This window comes from Idiomarina sp. H2 (assembly GCF_004364275.1).
In the GTDB taxonomy this organism is placed as follows: domain Bacteria; phylum Pseudomonadota; class Gammaproteobacteria; order Enterobacterales; family Alteromonadaceae; genus Idiomarina; species Idiomarina loihiensis.
Genome location: NZ_SNZY01000002.1, coordinates 17271 through 35363 on the forward strand (window position 1 = coordinate 17271; position 18093 = coordinate 35363).

The 18093-nt window shown below is 48.3% G+C and carries 17 protein-coding genes; 11 read left to right on the forward strand and 6 right to left on the reverse strand.

Annotation, left to right across the window (positions count from 1 at the left end):
- Positions 1-9: 9 nt before the first annotated feature.
- The 3 genes from DET62_RS02260 to pckA form a co-directional block, all read right to left on the reverse strand.
- Positions 10-1215 carry an ABC transporter permease gene (locus tag DET62_RS02260; RefSeq protein ID WP_110013052.1) on the reverse strand — a complete coding sequence of 402 codons (1206 nt, stop codon included), beginning with the start codon at positions 1213-1215 and terminating at the stop codon, positions 10-12.
- Positions 1212-2156, reverse strand: a complete 945-nt coding sequence (locus DET62_RS02265) for an ATP-binding cassette domain-containing protein (protein WP_110013051.1) — start codon at positions 2154-2156, stop codon at positions 1212-1214. Before DET62_RS02265 ends, DET62_RS02260 begins: the two co-directional genes overlap by 4 nt.
- A gap of 99 nt (positions 2157-2255) precedes the next feature.
- Positions 2256-3857 carry a phosphoenolpyruvate carboxykinase (ATP) gene (gene pckA, locus DET62_RS02270; protein ID WP_110013050.1) on the reverse strand — a complete coding sequence of 534 codons (1602 nt, stop codon included), beginning with the start codon at positions 3855-3857 and terminating at the stop codon, positions 2256-2258.
- A gap of 207 nt (positions 3858-4064) precedes the next feature.
- Here pckA and DET62_RS02275 point away from each other — a divergent pair, with 207 nt between their 5' ends.
- Entirely contained in the window at positions 4065-5384 is a 1320-nt protein-coding gene (locus DET62_RS02275; protein ID WP_110013049.1) for a sodium-dependent transporter, read from the forward strand.
- A 6-nt stretch (positions 5385-5390) separates the two neighbouring features.
- On the opposite strand, the gene coaD is transcribed toward DET62_RS02275, so the two are convergent.
- Entirely contained in the window at positions 5391-5891 is a 501-nt protein-coding gene (gene coaD, locus DET62_RS02280) for a pantetheine-phosphate adenylyltransferase (protein ID WP_011233533.1), read from the reverse strand.
- 177 nt (positions 5892-6068) lie between these two features.
- Here coaD and DET62_RS02285 point away from each other — a divergent pair, with 177 nt between their 5' ends.
- From DET62_RS02285 to DET62_RS02300, 4 genes are read left to right on the forward strand one after another with little or no spacing between them, the layout of a single operon-like run.
- Complete coding sequence (locus tag DET62_RS02285) at positions 6069-7259, forward strand: glycine C-acetyltransferase (RefSeq protein WP_011233532.1); 1191 nt, start codon at positions 6069-6071, stop codon at positions 7257-7259.
- Positions 7260-7269: 10 nt separating this feature from the next.
- Complete coding sequence (gene tdh, locus DET62_RS02290; protein ID WP_011233531.1) at positions 7270-8295, forward strand: L-threonine 3-dehydrogenase; 1026 nt, start codon at positions 7270-7272, stop codon at positions 8293-8295.
- Positions 8296-8302: 7 nt separating this feature from the next.
- Positions 8303-8641 (forward strand): thiosulfate sulfurtransferase GlpE, encoded by a 339-nt coding sequence (gene glpE, locus DET62_RS02295; RefSeq protein WP_110013048.1) that lies wholly within the window; start codon positions 8303-8305, stop codon positions 8639-8641.
- A gap of 3 nt (positions 8642-8644) precedes the next feature.
- Positions 8645-9469 (forward strand): rhomboid family intramembrane serine protease, encoded by an 825-nt coding sequence (locus DET62_RS02300; protein WP_110013047.1) that lies wholly within the window; start codon positions 8645-8647, stop codon positions 9467-9469.
- Here DET62_RS02300 and DET62_RS02305 read toward each other — a convergent pair.
- A complete protein-coding gene (locus DET62_RS02305; protein ID WP_110013046.1) occupies positions 9463-9861 on the reverse strand; it encodes a flagellar basal body-associated protein FliL in 399 nt (132 codons plus the stop codon). The two genes, DET62_RS02300 and DET62_RS02305, sit on opposite strands and share 7 nt — an antisense overlap.
- Positions 9862-9939: 78 nt before the next feature.
- On the opposite strand from DET62_RS02305, the gene DET62_RS02310 reads away from it, so the two are divergent.
- Both DET62_RS02310 and ubiA read left to right on the forward strand, forming a co-directional pair.
- Positions 9940-10521 (forward strand): chorismate lyase, encoded by a 582-nt coding sequence (locus DET62_RS02310; RefSeq protein ID WP_110013045.1) that lies wholly within the window; start codon positions 9940-9942, stop codon positions 10519-10521.
- Between the two features lies 1 nt (position 10522).
- Complete coding sequence (gene ubiA / locus DET62_RS02315) at positions 10523-11374, forward strand: 4-hydroxybenzoate octaprenyltransferase (RefSeq protein WP_110013044.1); 852 nt, start codon at positions 10523-10525, stop codon at positions 11372-11374.
- Here ubiA and plsB read toward each other — a convergent pair.
- The gene (plsB, locus tag DET62_RS02320) at positions 11362-13884 is read right to left on the reverse strand and encodes a glycerol-3-phosphate 1-O-acyltransferase PlsB (protein WP_110013043.1); all 2523 of its coding nucleotides are present in this window, start codon (positions 13882-13884) and stop codon (positions 11362-11364) included. The two genes, ubiA and plsB, sit on opposite strands and share 13 nt — an antisense overlap.
- 131 nt (positions 13885-14015) lie before the next feature.
- On the opposite strand from plsB, the gene lexA reads away from it, so the two are divergent.
- The 4 genes from lexA to ctaD all read left to right on the forward strand — a co-directional run bounded on the left by lexA (position 14016) and on the right by ctaD (position 18091).
- Positions 14016-14633, forward strand: a complete 618-nt coding sequence (gene lexA / locus DET62_RS02325) for a transcriptional repressor LexA (RefSeq protein WP_110013042.1) — start codon at positions 14016-14018, stop codon at positions 14631-14633.
- Positions 14630-15067 (forward strand): SOS-response cell division inhibitor, encoded by a 438-nt coding sequence (locus DET62_RS02330; RefSeq protein WP_110013041.1) that lies wholly within the window; start codon positions 14630-14632, stop codon positions 15065-15067. Before lexA ends, DET62_RS02330 begins: the two co-directional genes overlap by 4 nt.
- Before the next feature lie 305 nt (positions 15068-15372).
- Positions 15373-16494: a cytochrome c oxidase subunit II gene (coxB, locus tag DET62_RS02335; protein WP_110013073.1), complete on the forward strand. Its 1122-nt coding sequence runs from the start codon at positions 15373-15375 to the stop codon at positions 16492-16494.
- A 10-nt stretch (positions 16495-16504) separates the two neighbouring features.
- Positions 16505-18091: a cytochrome c oxidase subunit I gene (ctaD, locus tag DET62_RS02340; protein WP_110013040.1), complete on the forward strand. Its 1587-nt coding sequence runs from the start codon at positions 16505-16507 to the stop codon at positions 18089-18091.
- The last annotated feature ends 2 nt before the right edge of the window (positions 18092-18093 follow it).

The following is an 18093-nucleotide window of genomic DNA, read 5'->3' on the forward strand; positions in this document are numbered from 1 at the left end:
GAAACTTTGTTATTTACCAGAAACGGCCTGCCAAATTTCCTTCCAGCCCGGTTCTTTTCCGTAATACTGAATACCCATAGCGAACAAGCGCCCCGCTACATTTCGCATCCAGTATACAAAGGCCGCCAGTAATACCAGGCTCAGCAACCATTCCCATACCGCGACATCAGTTTGCAACAAACGCGCCGGCATCATGGCAAAGGAGCTAATCGGCAGAATGCTCATTACGGTAGCTAAGGTCGAGTCAGGTGTACTTACCACACTAAAGCTCAGAAATATTGGCAACATCGGTACCAGCATCACCGTGCTTCGGGATGAGTGGTTAGGGTCATCGATGGTTGCGGAAAAACCCGCTAGTAAGGCGTTAATTAAGACTGTCCCCAATAAAACAAAGATAAGACTCAACAGACCTGTGCCAATGCCCCAGTCCAGACCTGAACCGCTCTTATCGGACAGTGCCGCAACGACCAGGCTTACGCCCAAAATCATTAAGCCGATAAAGAGCATTGATTTAAGGCTGTGCAAGGTAATACCAATAATTTTGCCATCCATCCACTGAGTCGGTGTCACGATAGTCAGCAACTGCTCGGTTACTCGCTGTTGTTTCTCGGCGGTTATGGACATCATCATCAAACCGAAACCAGTAAAAACCCCAACCATTATGATCACCAGTAGCGTACTGGCTGAACCGTCGTTAGCATCATCAATAGAAGCTTCTTCGCTTTCTTCAATAGAAAACGCAATTTCCGGCTTTTCATCAATAATCGCTTTTTCTTCCGGTGCCAGTGGTAACTGCTGAATGCGCAGATCCTGCAGTTGATCCTGTAATTCGCTGCGCAATTCCTGTTGCCAGGTCTGAGACTTCTTAACCCAGACTTTTGCGGTTAATTCCGGTGTTATGACAATTAATGTATCCAGGTCTTCCGGTAATTGTGCTTTCCACTTTTCTACTTCCATAGTGCCAGCACTGCGAAGGTTTAAGTCTTTTGGGGCCTCAAACTCCCAAGACTGGGGTTTGCCTTCTTCATAGAAAATAGCTCCGTGATATTCATCTGACAAAAGTTGGGCTATTGCGCCCCAGCCAGTGCTCACGGCAAAAATGCCGACCAAAATGACAATAGACAGAAGTTCCTGCTTCCACTTAAAGAAGCGCTTAAACTCCCACCATGAAATGGCTTTCAACTGCTTAAAATAACCCGGATTCGTCTGTTTCATGACTGCGCCTCCTCGCTGCTTCTCTCATCACTCGCTTGCCGACGAATCGTATCCAGATATAAATCATGTAACCCGGGCTGAATCGGCGCAAAGGCTTTAATCGATACCTGCTGTGCCAATTGTGGCCACAACTCGTCTATACCGGCATCGGTGCGAAAAGTTATCTCCACTTGTTCTTCACTCACCTTGCGAATGGACTCTATTTGCTCAACGCCCTGCCAGCTATCCAACGCAAGCTGAGCATTGGTTGTTACCCGGTAAACCGGCTTAGGCAGCAAGGTATTGCGAATTTCCTGCAAGCTGCCCTGAGCTACCGCCCGTCCTTTATTCATGAGCAACATGGTGTCGGCTAAGCGTTCAACCAGCTCCATTTGGTGTGCACTTAGTACCACAGTCTTGCCCCGTTCACGCAGTTCGTTCAATACCGTCAGCACGTGCTCCTGGTTTACCGGGTCCAATCCCGAAAAGGGTTCATCCAGAATAACCAGTTGAGGGTCGTGCAGGAGCGTGGCAATAAGTTGTACTTTTTGCTGGTTTCCCTTAGACATCTGACGCAAGGGCTCATCTTTGCGATCAGTCAGTTCGAACCGCTCCAGCCAATTATCAATATCGCTGCGTATATCGCTCAGCTTCAACCCGCGCAAACTGGCAATATAATTCAGGTTATCCAGTATGGTACGATCCTGATACAAACCGCGGTCTTCAGGCAGATAAGCGAAGTCGTGATAGGTCAGCTCTATACTCTCGCCGTTATTCTCAACGAGGATCTCACCTTCGTCGGGTTGGGTCAGGCCGACCAGCATACGAACCAGGGACGACTTACCGGCGCCGTTAGGACCGAGTAACGCCTGAATCTTGCCGGGCTGAATATCGAGGGAGATAGCGTCTACCGCCGTTACGGTGCGGTAACGCTTAGTGACATTATTAACTGAAAGGCGCATGTTATTTTTCTGTTATTTGCTTAAGAAGCGCCTATCTTAGAAAGACAAAGGGCCCGTAACAAGTGTTACGAGCCCTTTAATTTGTTTCAAACTATGAATTTACAGCTGAGGGCCTGCGGCAACCAGCGCTTTACCGTTATCGGTATCAGTAAATTTCTCAAAGTTTGCGACAAAACGTTCGGCTAAGTCTTTGGCGCGAACGTCCCACTCACCGTCATCTTCGTATGTTTTACGTGGGTCCAGAATGCTACTGTCTTCAACGCCGGCCAGCTCAGTTGGCATAGCCAGGTTAAAGTGAGGCAACTGCACAAATTCAGCATCTTCAATTGAACCATCTAAAATGGCGTCAATAATAGCGCGAGTCGCTTTAATAGAAATGCGCTTGCCGGTACCGTTCCAGCCAGTGTTAACCAGGTAGGCTTCTGCGCCAGCCGCTTCCATACGCTTCACTAATACTTCCGCGTACTGCGTTGGGTGCAGACTTAAGAACGCCGCGCCAAAACAGCTGGAGAAAGTAGGTGTAGGTTCGGTTACACCACGCTCAGTACCGGCTAATTTAGCAGTAAAGCCGGACAAGAAATGATACTGCGCCTGTTCTTTAGTCAGCTTAGAAACCGGAGGCAATACGCCAAAGGCATCGGCTGTCAGGAAAATAACTTTCTTTGCGTGCCCCGCTTTAGACACCGGCTTCACAATGTTTTCAATGTGATAAATGGGGTAAGACACGCGAGTGTTTTCAGTTTTCGAGTTGTCGTCAAAATCAACGATTCCGTTGTCATCGACAGCAACGTTTTCTAATAGTGCGTCACGGCGAATCGCGTTGTATATGTCAGGTTCCGCTTCTTTCGACAAGTTGATGGTTTTTGCGTAGCAGCCACCTTCAAAGTTGAATACGCCGTCGTCATCCCAACCGTGTTCGTCGTCACCAATGAGTGCGCGTTTCGGGTCAGTCGACAGGGTGGTTTTACCTGTGCCTGACAAGCCGAAGAAAACAGCCACGTCGCCTTCTTTACCAACGTTGGCAGAGCAATGCATAGAAGCAATGCCTTTTAGCGGCAGGAAGTAGTTCATCATTGAGAACATACCTTTTTTCATTTCGCCGCCGTACCAGGTGCCGCCAATTAGCTGAATTTTTTCAGTTAAGTTAAACGCAACAAAGTTTTCTGAATTCAGTTCCTGTTCCTGCCACTTAGGATTAATGCACTTGGCACCATTCATAACAACGAAGTCTGGCTCAAAGTTTTCCAGCTCTGCTTCGCTTGGGCGAATGAACATGTTTTTTACGAAATGCGCCTGCCATGCCACTTCGGTAATGAAGCGAACAGCAAGACGAGTGTCTTCGTTAGCACCGCAATAGGTATCCACTACAAACAAACGTTTGTGCGACAACTGCTCAGTGACCAAACCTTTCAGTTCATTCCAGGTTTCGGTCGACAGTGGTTTGTTGTCGTTTTTGCCTTGGTCAGCCCACCAGACGGTATCGCGAGTTGTGTCATCGCGGACAATGTATTTGTCTTTAGGGGAACGTCCGGTGAAAATTCCGGTATCGACAGCAACCGCACCCAGGTCCGTTACCGTTCCTTTTTCATAACCTTGCAGGTCGTCGCGAGTTTCCTCTTCGAATAGCAGGTCGTAGGACGGATTATGGACAATTTCTTCGACATCTGTGATGCCGTAGCGGCTCAGATCCAGATTAGGCATGACGTAAGGCTCCTGAGATTACGGTCGTTCGTTAACGTTAACAGCAGCAACACAGCGTAAAAAATCCTGTTTTACAGTTTGGTTACTGGCTCATTTTCAGGGCGCGAATATTAACCTGATTGTGTAAAAAAAGATAGAGCAAAATTTTGCCAGTTCGTTAGAATGCCCGCCTGACTTTTGTATGCAGCAGTGGGTTTCTGATCATTTATGCGTGACTCCTTTCACAGCCGAATTGGCTTTATATTAGCAGCCGCGGGCTCTGCCGTTGGCCTGGGAAATATTTGGGGCTTCCCTACTCAGGTTGCGAACCACGGCGGCGGCGCCTTCCTGCTGGTGTATCTTTGCGTAATCTTTATACTTGCCATACCCGCTTTATACAGCGAAATGCTGATAGGCCATAGTGCGCAGGCGAACCCGGTTCGCTCCTTAACGCAGCTGTCCGAAGGACGCGCCCGCCCTATTGGCCGCTTAATGGGTTACCTTAATGTGCTGGGCTCCTGCTTAATGCTCAGCTTTTATCATGTGGTGGCCGGCTGGATGCTAGTTCACGCTTTAGGCTTTCTGGCTCGTGGCTTTGGTATTGAAGTTGCTGCCGAATTTTTGCTGAACAGCTCACTAACCCGCGACTTAATTTTCACCGCTGTATTTTTACTCGCCACCGCTTACGTAGTGTTTCAGGGCGTGGAAAAGGGTATAGAGCGCTGGTCAAAGCGTCTGATGCCTACCTTAGTCGTTTTACTGGTAGCGCTTATTGCCTACATGCTGACCTTACCCGGCGCCGACGAAGGCCTGAAAAAATACCTTGTCCCCGACTTCAGCCTCATGACTGACACCAGCATTTTAGTGGCGGCTATGGGCCAGGCGTTCTTCTCGCTTTCCATTGGTTTGGGCGGCATGATGATATACGGTTCCTATCTGAAGCCCGGTGCTAACTTAGGTCGTTTAAGCTTGTCAGTGGCTGCACTGGATACTTTTATCGCTTTTCTGGCAGGGCTGTTAATTATTCCTGCTCTGTATGCGGGCATTCACCTGGGCGTTAATGTCGGCGAAGGCTCTAAACTCATTGGCGAAGGCCAGCTCATTTTTGCAGTACTGCCAGAGCTATTTAATAGCATGGGCGTTGCCGGACCTTTTGTGGCTTTTGCATTTTTTATGTTGCTGAGTATTGCCGCTCTAACCTCGACCATTGCTCAGGCCGAAGTACCGGTGTCTTACTGCATAGAAGAGCGCAAACTGAAACGGCCAGTAGCAACCGCCCTGTCACTAAGCGTTATTGCGGTGTTTTCGCTGCTACTAATACTGTTCTTTGAACCGCTGTTTGGCTGGGTTGTTACTGCGGTAACACAGTTCCAGCTGCCGCTGTCAGGGTTATTCTACTTGCTGGTGGTAGGCTGGTTATGGCACCGCAGCAATCACCTGAAAGCTATTGCTGCGGGTAGTGTCGGCTTAACCTTGTTACGCTGGCATATCCGTTATTTATGTCCGGTACTGATGAGCATCGTGTTTTATCACGTAGCCTTTGGTTAAGCTGGGTTAACTTTTACCCGGACGCTTACCGGAAAACTTCTGTTCCAGTGCTGACGCCACTCGCGCGTCAGTAAAACCGGATACGTCGCCGCCATGCAGCGCCACCTCTTTTACCAAAGAAGAAGAAATAAACGAGTTTTCCTCGGCCGGCGTCAAAAACACGCTTTCCAGATTCGGCGCCAAACGTCGGTTCATATTGGCTAGCTGAAATTCGTATTCAAAATCAGACACCGCGCGTAACCCGCGAATAAGCACTGTTGCTTCGTACTCTTTGGCAAAGTTCACTAACAGCCCGGAAAAGCCAACGACAGTGACATTATCGAGGTTTTCAGTCACTTGCTGCGCCAGCAAAACCCGCTCTTCCAGACTAAACAGCGGCTTTTTACTGGGGCTTTCTGCAATACCCACAACAATTTCACTGAACAAGTTGGCGGCCCGTTCAATTAAGTCGGCATGGCCATTTGTAATAGGATCAAAGGTTCCCGGATAAATTGCTCGGCGGTGCATAGAGTCTCCTAAACCGTTATTTGTGCAAGCACTTTATTTGCACGCTTTTCATTTGGCCTAAAGAGTACACGCAAGTGCACACTAAACAAAAGCCCGATATTCAAATTAAGGATGCGAGTTGCGACTAACATCAGTAAACTAGAGGGTAACTTACGTTTTCAAATAGTGGAGTAAAAAATGAGCTCAGCCTTTTATCAGCAACTGGCCGACCAACTGGCCGAAACCAAAGCCGAAGGCTTGTACAAGAAAGAACGTATTATCAGTTCGGACCAAAGCTCTGAAATTACGGTGAATAACCGCAAGGTACTCAACTTCTGCGCTAACAACTATCTGGGTCTGGCCAACCACCCAGACTTAATTAAAGCCGCTAAACAAGGCCTGGACGAACACGGTTTTGGTACGGCTTCAGTGCGTTTTATTTGTGGTACTCAGGATATTCACAAAACGCTGGAACAAAAACTGAGCGAGTTTTTAGGAACAGAAGACACCATTTTGTATTCGTCATGTTTTGACGCCAACGGCGGTTTGTTCGAAACCCTAATGGGCCCCGAAGACGCTATTATTAGTGACGAGCTCAACCACGCCAGCATTATTGACGGTATTCGTTTGAGCAAAGCGAAACGCTTCCGCTACAAAAACAACAATCTGGAAGACTTAGAGGCTCAGCTTAAGCAAGCTGACGCAGACGGTGCGCGCCATAAATTAATTGCTACCGACGGTGTTTTCTCAATGGACGGCGTTATTGCCAACTTAAAAGGTATTTGCGACCTGGCCGACAAATACGACGCACTGGTCATGATGGATGACTGTCACGCAACTGGTTTTCTGGGCGAAAACGGTAAAGGCACACATGAATACTGCGACGTTATTGGCCGTGTTGATATTATCACCGGTACCTTAGGTAAAGCGCTGGGTGGTGCTTCTGGTGGTTACACTTCAGGCAAGAAAGAAGTCATTGACTGGTTACGCCAGCGTTCACGCCCTTACCTGTTCTCTAACTCAGTAGCACCTGCCATTGTGCAGGCATCTATTCGTGTACTGGATATGCTTGCAGAAGGCGGCAAGTTGCGCAGCCAACTGTGGGAAAACGCCAGCTACTTCCGTGAGCAAATGACGAACGCAGGCTTTACTTTGAGCGGCGCAGACCACGCCATTATTCCTGTTATGGTCGGCGACGCCAAACTGGCCTCTGAAATGTCAGACCGCCTGTTGGAAGAAGATATTTATGTGATCGGCTTTTCCTTCCCTGTCGTTCCTAAAGGCAAAGCTCGTATCCGCACGCAGATGTCTGCGGCACACACACGTGAACAACTGGATCGCACCATTGAAGCCTTTACCCGTATTGGTAAAGAGCTGGGTGTGATTTAAGGAGTAAAGAATGAAAGCTTTATCAAAACTGCACGCAAAACCCGGCATTTGGATGACGGACGTTGAAAAGCCGGAATGCGGTTACAACGATTTGCTGATTAAAATTAAGAAAACCGCCATTTGCGGTACCGATGTTCACATTTATAAATGGGACGACTGGTCGCAGAAAACCATTCCGGTGCCTATGGTGGTCGGCCACGAGTACGTGGGTGAAGTTGCCGCTATGGGCGACGGTGTTCGTGGCTTTGAAATTGGCGACCGCGTTTCCGGAGAAGGTCACATTACCTGTGGTCACTGTCGTAACTGTCGCGCCGGCCGTCGTCACTTATGCCGCAATACCTATGGTGTGGGTGTGAATCGTCCGGGTGCTTTTGCAGAATACCTGGCACTGCCAGCTGAAAACGCTTTTAAACTTCCAGATGACGTTACTGATGAAATGGCAGCTGTATTTGACCCATTTGGTAATGCGGTTCACACCGCCCTGGCTTTTGACCTGGTGGGTGAAGACGTGCTGATTACCGGTGCGGGTCCTATTGGTATTATGGCAGCAGCCGTTGCCCGTCACGTTGGCGCACGCCACGTGGTTATTACCGACGTCAACGAATACCGCCTGGACTTAGCTCGTAAAATGGGCGTTACCCGCGCAGTGGACGTTAGCAAAGAGAAGCTGTCCGACGTAATGACTGAACTAGGCATGAAAGAAGGTTTTGATGTGGGTCTGGAAATGTCAGGTGTGCCATCAGCTTTCTCACAAATGCTGGAAACCATGAACCATGGCGGCAAAATTGCCATGCTGGGCATTCCGCCTGAAAATATCGCTATAGACTGGAACCAGGTTATTTTTAAAGGTCTGGTTATTAAAGGCATTTATGGCCGCGAGATGTTTGAAACCTGGTACAAAATGGCCAGCTTGCTGCAGTCCGGGCTGGATATTTCGCCTATTTTAACGCACGAAATGCCTATTGATGACTTTGAGAAAGGCTTTGAAACCATGATTTCAGGCCAGTCCGGCAAAGTCATACTGAACTGGGATTAATGCGTAAATGAGCAATTATCAGCTAATGGAATTACCCATCGCCGTCGAGCATTGGCAAAATGGCGATGCGGTTTTTGTTGATATCCGTGACCCGCAGTCCTTTGCTGCGGGCCACATTCCGGGCTCTCAACACCTGGATAACAGCAACCTGCCGCAGTTCCTGAGTTCGGTTGATAAAAACCAAAAAGTGATTGTGGTTTGCTACCATGGCATTAGCAGTCAGGGTGCTGCTGATTACATAGCAGGTAACGGCTTCACTGATGTACACAGCATGGATGGCGGTTACACGGCCTGGTCCATGTCTTTTCCTGAACATACTTCTCATAAAGAAACCGAAAGGGACTAAACCATGCGACGATTGCTCAGCAGCCGCGACTCAGACTGGATGCACAAGCTGTATCAGTATTTACGTCAGCAAGGCATGCCAGTCAGCGTTACTGAACGCGGTGAGCAATTGGAATTATGGTTACATCAGAGCAGTTATGAAGCTGCCGCTAAAACACTGATTCAACAGTTTAAAGATAACCCAGAGCTAGCCGCTGCGCCCGTTCAAGCAAAGCGAACTTCGGAACGAGGTTCATCATCACTGTCTTTTAGTTTGCTGCAGCAAAGCGGTTGGCTGACCCGAATTGTCGCGGTTCTGGCGTTGCTGGTGTTTGGGATGGTGCAAATGTACCCCGAAACCGTACTGGAGACACTGAGGATCAGCCAATATTTTTCGGCGCTTCCCTACGATCAGCCCTGGCGCTTTATTACGCCCGTACTGATGCACTTTACGCTGCTTCATCTGGTATTTAATATTTTCTGGTGGTGGTATCTGGGCGGTCGTATTGAACGTTCTCTGGGTATATCCTGGTTACTGGCTCTGCTGTTATTCTGCGGTATTACTGCAAACGTTATTCAGTACCTTTTCAATGGCCCTAACTTTGGTGGGCTGTCCGGTGTGGTCTATGGCTTGCTTGGTTTCTGCTGGATATACAGCTTCAATCGCCCAACGCCGCTGTATCTGCCACCGGGGCTGATTATCTTCATGCTGCTGTGGTTAGTAATTGGCTACACCGACATGCTATGGATAAATGTTGCTAACGAGGCTCATCTGGCCGGGCTGCTTTCCGGCTGTTTTGCAGGTTTTGTAGTGCGTTGGTTAAACCCTAAAATGCGGCCGCTTCACTGATAAATGTACTTGGTAAAAAGAACATCGCGGATAACTGGATTACCGGTTTCCTGCTGCATCAGTTCTTTTGCTCTTTCTATACATTTTAAACGAAGTTGATCGCGTCCCGTCATGGTTCGCACCTGACGTTCGGTCGCGGTACTTAAAATTGACACAAAGGCATTACGCAATAAAGGCGCGTGGTGTTCTACCACACTAACGTAACTGGGGTCCGGCACCATCACTTCAATAGCAACCCGAATGAAACCCAACCGGTAATCGTTTCCCTCTTTCAGGTAATTGGTGGTGATATCAGGCTCAAAGCCGTAGTACGAAACGTCGTCTGCCGACGCCACCGTTACACTGCTGAACCAAAGAAAAATACTGGCAAATACTGTTATCAGAAGTTTCATAGCCCTACCCGGCCCGATTGCTGTTCAATTAAGTTCTATCTGCTATCATAGCGACAGAGCTTAATAACGCCAACACAAATGACAACAGAGTTTTATGCTACCCCGGTTTTTCCAGTTAGCAAAGCACTGCAATGGATGCCGCCCGAACAACTTGAATTAACCTCCACACAAGCCGACTGGCTGCTTTACGAAGGTTCGCTTACAGAACGTCTGAAGCAGGTAGGCCAGCAGTTCTCCGTTAAGTTACTGGGCCAGCAATTGCTTGCCCCTAACACTGAAGAAAAGCAAAGGTTAAAAGGTAAAGACCAAGTCGTTATTCGGGAAGTTCTACTATACTGTAATGAAAAGCCTTGGGTTTTTGCGCGCAGTCTATTTTCACCCAGCGCCGAAAACGCCAATACACTGAATTTACAACAACTGGGGAATCAGTCATTGGGTGAGTCTCTATTTGCCCGTAGCGATTTATACTGCGGAGACATAGAAGTGGCAGAAGTTGCTCTGGAACACCCGGTTGCTCAGCTTAATCAGCAGTGGTTTGGGATAAACCAGAGGCTGCTCGGCAGACGCCGAATATTTTCAACGGGCGGTGAGCAACTGTTAGTCAGTGAAGTATTTCTGCAGCCCTCGCCACTTTACTCTTCGCCGAATAACAGGAGTTAGTATGCAAAAGTTAGTCGCTTTTTGGCAGTTAATGCGTGCGGACAGACCCATTGGTACCTATTTACTTGCCTGGCCGACCATCTGGGCACTCATGATAGCCGGAGCTGGCGAGCCGCCCCTGCGTATCGTCGTCATATTTTTGCTCGGTACTTTTGTCATGCGCTCTGCCGGTTGTGTTATTAACGACTTTGCCGACCGTAATTATGACGGTCACGTACGCCGCACGCGCCAGCGTCCTATTCCGGCGGGAAGAATATCGGCAACCGAAGCGATGATAGGTTTCATCGCCCTGTTAGCCATTGCCTTCGGGTTGGTTATGCAACTGAACACTGAAACGGTCATGCTCAGCTTTTTCGCCGCCGGCGTAGCGGCACTTTACCCGTTTTGTAAACGCTGGACGCATTTGCCACAAATAGTGCTGGGCATCGCCTTTAGCTTCGGCATTCTCATGGCCTTTACCGCACTGGAATCTGACCAATGGTTTATTGCTGGCTTACTATTTCTTGCCAATATTCTCTGGACGGTCGCCTACGATACCGAATATGCCATGGCAGACCGCGAAGACGACTTAAAAATAGGCCTGCAGAGCACGGCAATTTTGTTTGGTCGCTTCGACCGTCTGGCTATTGGCTTGATGCAACTCGCGACTCTGGCCTTATTGGGCTGGGTATTGCACTTAATTACCGTTGAACTTTGGGTGTGGCTAGCATTAGCGGCTATTTTTCTGTTGTTTGCTTACCAGCACTGGCTAATACGACACAGAGAGCCCGGAAAGTGCTTCCAGGCTTTTCTGCATAACCATTATATTGGCATGGTATTCGCTATTGGCTTAGCCGTGCATTACTGGTTCTGATTACTCTCAGTCGGCTTTTGCTCTTCTTTGGGTGCTTCTTTTTGTTCATGTTCGGCCTGCTCTTTCAACTGCTGAACGAACTGCTCAACCGACTGACGAATGGTTTGTAGCACAGGACCGTCAATGAGCTCATCGACCTGATCGCTGAGCTCGCCCACCGGCTCGGCAGCAATTTGCTGGCCGTCGTCATTAATTTCTACCAGACCTTGCTGTTTTAAACTGGCAATGAGCGTCGACATGACTTTCTTATCGTAAAATTCCGGCGCATCGATGCCGTGAATGGAACTTAAACGTTCGGCCAGGGTAATAGACTGCTTTTCGAGATCCGCGCGCATGATGGGCTGCGCCTGTTGCAGCAACTCAAGTACAATACAATAACGCTGCAAGGTTTCACTGGCACTGTTGGCCAATAACCGCAACCGATACCACTGCGCACTTTCCCGTTGCGCAATGGTGCAAATGCCATCTTCCAATGTAATTAACTGCTGGCGTGCCAACTCTTCGGCAAGAGCCTCTGTCCAGAGCGGTAGGTCTTCAACATTATGACTCAAATAAAGTTCAGCTTTTAACGACGGATAAATTGCCTGTGTCCGCGCCGCAATTTCAGCCACGCTCACTTTTTTCTTCGCCATGATAATTGACGCAACAATGCCGGGAACCACCATCAAGTGAAGAATATTATTCCGATAGTAAGTCATGGCTATGGCTGTCATGTGCTCCAGCGAGACGACTTCACCCATAGTATCGCTATTGACCGTAAATTTGTCAGTACGCAAAGCTTGCTGCCAAAGCTCTTCCGGTGTCTCGTCCGGCACGCTCATCATATTGCTGTAAGGTACTTCGCGCAGCACACCCAAATAAACGTCCAGCTGAGCAAGCAGCTCTTCTTTCATCAACGCATGGTGCTCTGAACTTAGCAAAGCTAATGCGGTAAGGTTAACGCTGTTAGCCGCCGCGGAATCGTTAATGCCCTGCATAACTTGCTCGGCTAAGCCACTCACCACCGGGTTCAACCAGCCTGGACGTTCCGGTTCCTGCGCCCCACGGGTGACCGACTCATGCCAGTTCGGCGCCACTTTGTCCAAATGGTGTTTTAAATTAATAGGCTGACCGAAAGTCACAAAACCCTGACCAAAGTTGCGCAGCTTGGCAACGGTTTTCAGAATTTGAAAAACCGACTCTTTTTCTTTGTCCTTACCTTTAAGCTCTTTCAGGTAAGTCGCTACTTCCATAATATGCTCGTAACCAAGGTAAACCGGCACCAGCGACACCGGCCGTTGCTGGTCACGCAACATGCCCTGCACGGTCATTGCCAGCATACCGGTTTTAGGCGGTAATAAGCGGCCAGTTCTGGAGCGGCCGCCTTCACTGAAGTATTCCACCGGGTAACCCTTTTGGAACAACCAGCACAAATATTCGCGAAAAACCGCTGAATACAGTTTATTGCCACGAAAACTGCGGCGAATAAAGAACGCACCACCACGGCGGAAAATACCGCCAACAGGGAAAAAGTTAAGATTCACGCCAGCCGCGATATGCGGCGGTACAAGGCCTTCTTTATAAATAACGTAGCTGAGCAGCAAGTAGTCCATATGACTGCGGTGACAAGGCACATAGATAACTTCGTGCCCTTGTTGCGCCAGTCGTCTAATCGTATCCCCGCCTTTTACATGGATGCCGTTGTAAATCCGGTTCCACATCCAGGTCATAAAACGATCTAACACCCGGATAAGTGTTGAATTATAGTTGGCGGCTATTTCATCGATATAAGATAAAGCGCGCTTGCGGGCGGCTTCTTCACTAATCTTTTTGCCTCTGACTTCATCCGATACAGCCTTTTTTAACGCCGGCGTATTAATGAGTGCTGACATCAGCTCTTTGCGCTGACTCAGTTTAGGGCCGGCAACGGCATGGCGCATACGTACGAAATGAACACGCGCTACCCGCGCTAATTTGTGCGCAATACGCATATCAGTGCCGTGGTCACGCGCCATAGTGCCCAGACTCACCGAACGAGAGAAACGCAGCAACACTTGTCGACCAGAAAAAATTACCAGCCAGAATTTACGCCAATGGCCCGGGTTATCTAAGTCACCGGTCATGGTGTTACCGGCATGCGCCTCTTCTCCTGCCTGGCGGCCCCAGAATACGCCCGCAGGTATCAGTTGCACATCCAGCTCCGGCTGGTCTTTATGCAGGGTTAATAACTGGTGAAATTCGGATACCGTTTGATCAGATACCTCGTTCGCCAGCTCTTCCAGGTACATGATTCGGTTATAGGTTTTACCATTAACCTCAAGAGGGTCGACAGGGTCTGGCAAACCGCGCTTCTGCGCCGCCCGCTGCAAAATGGATAGATCCGCTTTAGAGGTTGAACGCATTACATAGACAATTGGCTTGCCAACAGTTGCTGAATGCTCTTCTTCAGTACCATCCCAAATTTCCTGAAAGCGCGTTAACCAGCGTAACGGGTATTTAAAAATTGGGAAAAAGCGGCTTATTCCTTTCATATAGAGACCTCTGTTTTAAACAGAAATACAGGATACCAACTTCGTGTAAAAATGTCGTTCAAGAAATTACTTGCGAAATCAATTTACCTGTATATACTCACAGTATCACTGTACAAATAAACAGGTACATTATGCGCCCGTTAACACCAAGACAATCTGAAATTCTTGAGCTTATTAAGGATAATCTGCACGCAACCGGTATGCCGCCGACTCGTGCCGAAATTGCTCATAAGCTGGGTTTTCGCTCTGCCAACTCCGCAGAGGAGCACCTGAAAGCGCTGGCCCGTAAAGGCGTTATTGAAATACTACCCGGCATGTCTCGCGGCATTCGCCTTGTCGGCGATGACTACGATATCGCCGATGGTCTGCCGTTAATAGGCCAGGTTGCAGCGGGCGAACCTTTATTGGCTGAACAACATGTTGAAGGTCATTACAAAATTGACGAATCACTGTTTCATCCTGCCGCCAGTTTCTTACTAAAAGTAAACGGTATGAGCATGAGAGACATTGGAATTTTAGACGGTGACTTACTGGCTGTACATAAAACCGAACAAGCACGTAACGGACAAATAGTCGTTGCACGAGTTGAAGACGAAGTCACTGTAAAGCGTTTTGAACAGCGCGGAAAAACTATTTTGCTTCACCCCGAAAATAACGATTTCTCGACCATTACTGTCAATCTTGCAGAGCAAGTTTTTGCCATTGAAGGGCTTGCGGTGGGTGTGATCAGAAACGGAGCGACCTTATGAAAACTCAATATCAGCAAAAATTACATCATCCGGGTCTGTGGACTGCTGAAACGTCAGTATCACCCTTCCCTATGGATGCGAAAAGTAATCCGGATTCATTTGATGTTGATACCCTTTCTCCAGTTATACAGCGGGCTTTACAGCAAAAACCCAGCCAGTGGATAACGGTTATTGGCGGCGACAAAAACGTCATTCAACAGCTTATCGCTTGTGGCGTTGCTGAGTCTCAAATTCGCTGGTTACGGAGTCACTCGGTTGAGCGCTGTGAATGGGCGCTGGAGCAAGCTCTACTCGCTGGTACCAGCAGTATGGTTATCGGTTATCTTGATTCTGTTTCCAGTCGCACCTGGCAGCGTGCGAAAATGGCCAGTAAATTAAGCGAAACACAGTATTTTCTGTTTGATAAAAACACACTGACATCCCACCTGCACTAACCCCACCTTTGTTAGTGTGTTTTCTTCCCCAAGGCTGCTTTTGCAGCCTTTTTTTAACAGATCCGCTTATTTTTTGTTCGTTCGTGTGATTTGATCTGGATCTTTCGTTGTAAATTCGTTAATAAATGCAGTACCCGAATATAAAAATAATATAACAACGATAACTACAACAAAGAGTCAGTAGAGAAAGCGATTTCTGGGGAGAAGCTGTACCTTTTTCTGCTTACCTCTTTGTTCTTCTAATTCAGGCTAGCAAAACTTGCTTTGCTGTCTCATTGAAGAATAAGAGGAGAAGCCACGTGAAAATGAAGCCTTTGTGGGCACTATTGGCGCTAACGAGTCTACCGGCTGCTGCTCAGTCGCGTCTCAATATGACCCAAGGTGTCACTGAAGTGAGTAACCGGGTTTACGATCTCCACATGACGATTTTCTACATCTGCTGTGTGATTGGCGTGATTGTATTTGGTCTCATGTTTATTTCGATGATCCGACACCGGAAGTCGAAGAACCCAACCCCCTCCAATTTCCATGAAAACGTCAAAGTAGAAATAGCCTGGACTATAGTGCCGCTGCTGATACTTGCAGGTATGGCAGTGCCGGCGACCACGACACTAATTGCCATGGAAGACACTTCAGATGCAGATGTAACGGTGCAAGTCACCGGATCGCAATGGAAATGGCACTACAAATACTTTGAAAATGAGGTCGAATACTTCAGCCGTTTAGCCACTCAGCAAGAACAAATTGATAATCAGTTTGAGAAAGGCGAAAACTACCTGCTGGAAGTGGACCGTCCGTTAGTTATTCCAACCAATAAGAAAGTGCGTTTTCTGGTTACCTCAGATGATGTTATTCACAGCTGGTGGGTTCCTGACTTCGCCATTAAAAAAGACGCGAACCCCGGTTTTATTAATGAAACCTGGACTAGGGTAGATGAGCCCGGAATTTATCGTGGTCAATGTGCCGAGTTGTGTGGCAAAGACCATGGCTTCATGCCCATCGTTGTTATAGCGAAGGAGCCCGCCGAGTACGAAAAATGGATTACCGAGAAAGAAGAAGAGCAACGTAAAGCACGCGAACGTGAACAAGAGTTGCTTGCTATGGAAATGTCAGAAGACGAACTCATGGACCTCGGTGAGAAAGTATACAACAGTACTTGTGCAGCTTGTCACCAGGCTAACGGTCAAGGCGTAAACGGCGTGTTCCCGGCACTTGCTGGTTCAGGCGTTGCGGTAGATCCTGAAGCCATAGACAAACACATCGACACCGTTGTTAACGGCGTTACCGGCACGGCTATGCAAGCCTTTGGAAGTCAGCTTTCCATGCGCGAGTTAGCCGCAGTTATCACCTACGAGCGTAATGCCTGGGGTAACGATACCGGAGACCTGATTCAGGCCGCCGATATTAACGAAGTCATGAATCAATAAGGAGACGGTGATGAGCACTGTAGTGGAAGAGACACATCACGATACACACCACGATCATAAGCCGTCTGGTATTGGTCGCTGGCTATTTACAACGAACCATAAAGATATTGGTTCGATGTATTTATGGTTTAGCTTCACCATGTTCCTGGTGGGCGGCGCTATGGCAATGATCATTCGCGCGGAACTGTTCCAACCCGGATTACAACTTGTTGAACCCCAGTTTTTTAACCAAATGACCACGGTGCATGGTCTGGTTATGATTTTTGGTGCCGTTATGCCTGCTTTTACGGGCTTGGCTAACTGGATGATCCCCATGATGATTGGCGCACCAGATATGGCGCTGCCCCGGATGAATAACTGGAGCTTCTGGATTTTACCTTTTGCTTTCATGATTTTGCTGGGTTCTTTGTTTATGGAAGGTGGCGGCCCGGCATTTGGCTGGACAGCTTACGCACCGCTTTCCACAACTTACAGCTCGGATTCAACGGCATTGTTCGTATTTTCAGTACACATTATGGGTATTTCATCCATTATGGGCGCTATTAACGTCATCGTTACTATTATGAACATGCGCGCACCGGGCATGAATTACATGAAAATGCCATTGTTCGTCTGGACCTGGTTTATTACGGCTTTTCTGCTTATTGCCGTAATGCCAGTACTGGCGGGTGCCGTTACCATGTTGCTTACCGACAAATACTTCGGTACGAGTTTCTTTGACGCCGCTGGCGGTGGTGACCCAGTGATGTACCAGCATATATTCTGGTTCTTTGGGCATCCGGAAGTTTACATCATGATTTTACCGTCCTTCGGTATCATTTCAGCAATTATCCCGGCCTTTGCCCGCAAACGATTGTTCGGCTACTCCTCCATGGTATATGCCACGGCGGCCATTGCCTTACTGTCCTTCCTGGTCTGGGCTCACCATATGTTCACCACCGGTATGCCAGTGTTTGCTGAGCTGTTCTTTATGTACTGCACCATGCTCATTGCGGTTCCCACCGGGGTGAAGATCTTTAACTGGGTAGCCACTATGTGGCGCGGCTCCATGACCTTTGAAACACCCATGCTGTTTGCGCTGGCGTTTGTGATCCTGTTTACCATAGGTGGTTTCTCCGGCTTAATGCTGGCTATAACTCCCGCTGACTTCCAGTATCACGACACGTACTTCGTCGTCGCCCACTTCCACTATGTTTTGGTCACAGGTGCCATTTTCTCTATTATGGCAGCGGCTTATTACTGGCTACCTAAGTGGACCGGGCATATGTACGACAGTACGCTGGCGAAAACTCACTTCTGGACATCGCTTATTTCCGTAAACGTGCTGTTCTTCCCTATGCACTTTGCAGGACTTGCCGGTATGCCAAGACGTATTCCGGATTACGCCACGCAGTTTGCTGATATTAACCAGATAGCAAGTATCGGTGGTTTTGCCTTTGGGCTATCACAGCTTATTTTCCTTTGGGTGGCTATTAAGTGCGTTAAAGGCGGCGAAAAAGCAGCGGCTAAACCCTGGGAAGGCGCGGAAGGACTGGAGTGGACAGTTCCGTCACCAGCGCCTTATCACACCTTTGAAAAACCGCCCAAAGTGGAGTGATA